Origin of the sequence: Xenorhabdus sp. BG5 (assembly GCF_015163665.1) — a bacterium.
In the GTDB taxonomy this organism is placed as follows: domain Bacteria; phylum Pseudomonadota; class Gammaproteobacteria; order Enterobacterales; family Enterobacteriaceae; genus Xenorhabdus.
Genome location: NZ_JADEUG010000058.1, coordinates 1 through 5193, shown reverse-complemented (window position 1 = coordinate 5193; position 5193 = coordinate 1). Strand labels below are relative to the sequence as shown.

Below are 5193 nucleotides of genomic sequence, written 5' to 3'. Positions count from 1 at the left end.
ATATAAAAACACCCATTTATTGATTAAATTTAATAATGCAAGATAACATTTTTATAAAAACTAAAAAAAACACTTCACTCTGCATTTTTTCATTTATAATTTATATAAGATAGTTTTGTTGCAAACATAACCATCTCATTATAAATATTTTCAAAACTCCCATGCATTACCTAAAATACTTTAACAATCAACCACACAAAATAATTTAGAATTTAAACCAAGATAGAAATAAAGTGTTCCATAAGGGACATATACATTTAAAAACATAACTTTAATTTCTTTACTAAATATTATAATTATCAGTTACTCCAAAAAATCAAAAAAAAAAATACCTGACAAACAATAACAAGCAACCCCAAAAATAGGATGACATAAACATGAAAAATGTAAAACCAATAACATTTATTTATATGTTTTTTATTATATTATTCTTCTCATCTTCTTTTGCCTTCGGTTCAGCCAGATCAACCCTCATTAGTTTAAAAAATAGCACAGACAATGTCTTAATACTCGATTCATCGTCCCTAAAACACGGCATATGGAGCACCAGACCACCCAAAGAAATATTAGCAAGTAGATTGGTAACTTTTATGTCTGAATCAAACAAATTTCTGACTGGAGTGGAAGAAACGACCACATACAAAGCACCGAATGTCTCCAGGATAACCATACATTGGGACAATCCTTATATAGGAAGTAATTCATATGATATAAATACCAATAACCCAGACAGTTACTTAACAGGATACTCTGGCGGAAAAGGGAATAATGCTGAAATAAAAGTCACTTTTTTCAAGAAGAATATAACCCGGGATTATAAAGTGATTGTGATGTCTGATCCGCAACCATGGAGACTGGAAACTGGAGATCCTAATTCCTCTGCAAATAAGAAACCTTGGGAAAACAGAAATCGAAATGTAGTACAAAGTATGAATGAATTACATTCACAAAGATTAGTAGACTTCGGCATCATAAATGGCGATATGACCGAATTTGGCCGTCAATCGACCAGGGATAGTTTTTATAAAATATATAATAAACTATTATTCCCATTTTACTTTGGCCTTGGTAATCATGATTATGCAAACAATGTTAATGATTGCACCGAAATAGGTAATTTTAATTTTAGTAGAAACGCTTGTGCAAGAGAGTCTGTAAACAATATGGCATCAGAAATAAGCAACCACTATCAAAAAGAATTACTTCAAAATTTTAGCAGTGATTATAATAAAAGTAACCTTAGTGGTAGCTTAGCTTATTCATGGGATTTTGGTTCTATTCACTATGTCCAACTACAGTTCCATCCAACTTATCAAGTTGAATTAGGGCACTATTTAGAACCAACAATACATATAAAACCATCATTGGAGTGGTTAAAGAACGACTTAGCAAAAGCCTATGCCAGAGGAAAAGCCAGTATTCTTAATTTCCATGACGGCACTGATCATTTCATCGAAACAAGTACTGATGAACAGAAAAAAGAATTCAAAGAATTAATTGAAAAATATAACGTCATGGCAGTATTTATTGGCCATACTCATCAGGTTGAAGAATCCAACCAAAGTGGAGGAGATCCTGTTTTTGGTAATGCCAGAATATATAACAGCGGTGCCTTATTCCAAGGTGATTTTTTACTAATGAATGTAAAAAACAAATGTATTGATGTTTCAGTTTATAATGGTCGTGATGGCACACCTAAAAAAATTCAAGATTTTCAAGGTACTTGTGGAAAATGAATGTTTTATCTGAATCAATAGAATTGAAAACCAGATGTATACACCAATCTCACTTCAAGATGTGTGTGATCTCTCCCCGCTTCGCGGGGAGAGATCAGGTTTCATATCGTGTTGTAAATTGCAACTTGAAGTTTAATGCGTATAAAGGCGCCTCAAATGCGCCTTTATACATTTCAATCAGGAATTAATACTTACTAAACATTTCCTGAATTTTTTCTACATCAGAAGTTTGCGTCAGTGCTAATTGCAGAAGAACGCGCGCTTTCTGCGGGTTCAAACGCTCTGAAGCCACAAAGCCATATTTGCTGTCGTTAACTTCCGCATTTTGGGTAGTGTAGCCGAAAGGAATACGGCTGGAACGAACAACAACAACACCTTCTTTAGCTGCTTTAGCCAATGTGTCAAGAATCGACTTATAGATGTTACCGTTACCTACACCTGCACTGATAATACCCTGATAGCCATTTTCAACGAAAGCTTTTGCTGGCAGATCAGAGGCGTTGGAGTAATTATAAATAATACCTACTTTCGGCAACTTATCCAGTTTGCTCACATCAAAAACGGTTTTGTTTGCCTTTACTGACGCCGCAGAATAATAGCGCACTTTGCCATTGTGAACGAAGCCCTGTGCACCAGCATTCACAGCCTGAAACGCCTGAACTTCAGTTGTGCTCAGTTTACCGATGTCACGGCCATGAATGACGGAATCATTCATGGCAAGCAGGACACCACGGTTTGCCGAGTTTTTATCCGCAGCAACAACCACAGCGTTGTACAAGTTCAATGGACCATCAGCACCCAGCGCTGTGGATGGACGCATTGCGCCAACCATCACAATAGGCTTCTGGCATTGGGTCGTCAGATCAAGGAAATAAGCTGTTTCTTCCATGGTATCAGTACCATGAGTGATAACAAAACCGTCGGTTTTGTCACAATCTGCATTGATTTTCTTCGCCAGAGTCAGCCACACCTGATCGTTCATGTCCTGAGAACCGATGCTGACGACCTGCTCGCCTTTCAAATCAGCAATATTTTTAATTGCCGGTACAGCATTCAGCAGAGCATCAATACCGACTTTACCCGCTGTATAATTAGATTGCGTTGCAGATTCACCACCCCCAGCAATCGTGCCCCCTGTTGCCAAAACAGTAACATTTGGCAAAGCGAAAGCAGAACCGCTAACTAAAGCCAGAAAACCGGCTATTGCTGTTATTTTAGTCTTTTTCATTATTCAACCTCTTGTAAAAAAAGCCATTTTATTATGTAAACCAAGAATAAATAAACTCTAATTAACAATAATTTTTGGGAATTGATAGAGCGGATAAAAAAAACGCCGTATGATATGCGCCTTTAACATAACTTGAAGTGAATCACGATGACGCAAACCTATATCCCAGGCAAAGACGCCGCGTTAGAGGACTCCATTAACCGTTTTCAGCACAAATTGAAGTCCCTTGGTTTTAATATTGAAGAAGCCTCATGGCTGAATCCTGTCCCGAATGTTTGGTCAGTACATATTCGCGATCGTGACTGCCCACTGTGCTTTACCAATGGCAAGGGAGCCAGCAAGAAAGCGGCATTGGCCTCTGCTTTGGGTGAATATTTTGAGCGTCTATCGACAAACTATTTCTTTGCTGATTTTTATCTGGGTAATACCATTGCCAATGGTGAATTTGTTCATTACCCAGATGAAAAATGGTTCCCGTTGCCAGAAGATGACTCTCTGCCAGAAGGGATCTTAGATGAACGTCTGCATCGTTTTTACAACCCAGATAACGCGCTCTGTGCTAGCCAGTTAGTGGACCTGCAATCTGGCAATGAAGCGCGGGGGATCTGCGCCCTGCCATTTACTCGCCAGTCAGATAATCAAACGATTTATATTCCAATGAATATTATTGGAAATCTGTACGTTTCAAACGGTATGTCAGCCGGCAATACCATGAACGAAGCCCGTGTGCAGGGATTATCTGAAGTCTTCGAGCGCTACGTGAAAAACCGTATTATCGCAGAGTGCATCAGCCTGCCTGAAATTCCACAAGATATAATGAACCGCTACCCAGGTATCGTTGAATCCGTCAATAAATTGCAGGCAGAAGGCTTCCCGCTCTATTGTTACGACGCTTCACTGGGTGGGCAGTTCCCGGTCATTTGCGTCGTACTGTTCAATCCCAATAATGGCACGTGTTTTGCCTCCTTTGGTGCCCATCCTGATTTCGGCGTTGCGTTAGAGCGTACAGTCACAGAACTGTTGCAAGGCCGGAGCCTGAAAGATCTGGATGTCTTCACGCCACCAAGCTTTGATAATGAAGAAGTTTCTGAACATACCAATCTGGAAACTCACTTTATTGATTCGAGCGGTGTAATCAGTTGGGATCTCTTCAAGCAGAATGCGGACTATGCATTTGTTGATTGGAATTTCAGCGGAACAACAGAAGAAGAGTTCACCACCTTGATGGGGATCTTCAATAAACTGGATGCTGAAGTTTATATCGCTGATTATGAGCATCTTGGCGTTTACGCCTGCCGCATTCTGGTTCCTGGTATGTCAGATATTTATCCGGTCGAAGATCTGCACATTGCCAATAACATAATGGGAACTCATCTGCGTGATACCATTCTGGCATTGCCAGAGAGCCAATGGCAGCCAGAAGAGTATCTGGCTCTTCTCGAACAGTTAGATGATGAAGGCTTGGATGACTTTACCCGTGTCCGTGAGTTATTAGGCATTGCTGTGGGTAAAGATAACGGTTGGAGCAACCTGCGTATCGGCGAATTGAAATCCATACTGGCACTGGCAGGCAAAGATTTAGAACAAGCCTTGATTTGGGTGGAATGGACACAGGATTTCAATGCCTCCGTTTTCACCGCTGAGCGAGCGAACTATTATCGCTGCCTGCAAACGCTGTTACTGTTAACCCAAGAAGAAGATCGCCAACCAGAGCAATATTATCAGGCGCTTGTAAAAATGTACGGTCAAGACACTGTCGATGCTGCTTCAGCTGCCATTGCTGGAGAAAACGGCTTCTATGGTCTATGGCCTATTGACTCAGAATTAAAAGCATTGCCTGCCCATCAAGCTTTATTAAATGCTTATGAAAAATTGCAAAAAGCCAAGCGTGAATTTTGGAGCAATAAATAAACTGTTATATACGCATTAAACTTCAAGTTGCAATTTACAACACGCTATGAAACCTGATTTCTCCCCCGCTTCGCGGGGAGAAATCATACTCATCTTAAAGTTAGATTGGTATATTAACGTTTATTAACCGTAAAAAGTAAAATACAGGTTAAATATAATTTATTTTGAAATAACAAATAAATGACAATTTAACCTGTTATTTTACTTTTATATAACTTTTCATAATCATGAGAGTTTCATATTTCCTATTCCTTTCCATGTGGTTGCTGAAGCGGCATTCAAAAAAATCTTAACTTTTTTGATTAGCTGCCACATATA

General features: G+C 39.1%; 3 protein-coding genes. 2 read left to right on the top strand and 1 reads right to left on the bottom strand.

Features of this window, described 5'->3' with window-relative positions; translation table 11 throughout:
- Positions 1-377 precede the first annotated feature (377 nt).
- A complete protein-coding gene (locus IQ209_RS17585; protein ID WP_193852486.1) occupies positions 378-1736 on the top strand; it encodes a metallophosphoesterase in 1359 nt (452 codons plus the stop codon).
- A gap of 184 nt (positions 1737-1920) precedes the next feature.
- On the opposite strand, the gene ansB is transcribed toward IQ209_RS17585, so the two are convergent.
- On the bottom strand, positions 1921-2964 hold the full coding sequence (ansB, locus tag IQ209_RS17580; RefSeq protein WP_193852485.1) for an L-asparaginase 2: 1044 nt from the start codon (positions 2962-2964) through the stop codon (positions 1921-1923).
- A 147-nt stretch (positions 2965-3111) separates the two neighbouring features.
- On the opposite strand from ansB, the gene ycaO reads away from it, so the two are divergent.
- The gene (gene ycaO, locus IQ209_RS17575) at positions 3112-4875 is read left to right on the top strand and encodes a 30S ribosomal protein S12 methylthiotransferase accessory factor YcaO (protein WP_193852484.1); all 1764 of its coding nucleotides are present in this window, start codon (positions 3112-3114) and stop codon (positions 4873-4875) included.
- Positions 4876-5193 lie beyond the last annotated feature (318 nt).

Coding starts and splice junctions, on each gene's coding strand:
- IQ209_RS17585 (WP_193852486.1), top strand. CDS start 378: ATGAAAAATGTAAAACCAATAACATTTATTTATATGTTTTTTATTATA.
- ansB (WP_193852485.1), bottom strand. CDS start 2,964: ATGAAAAAGACTAAAATAACAGCAATAGCCGGTTTTCTGGCTTTAGTT.
- ycaO (WP_193852484.1), top strand. CDS start 3,112: ATGACGCAAACCTATATCCCAGGCAAAGACGCCGCGTTAGAGGACTCC.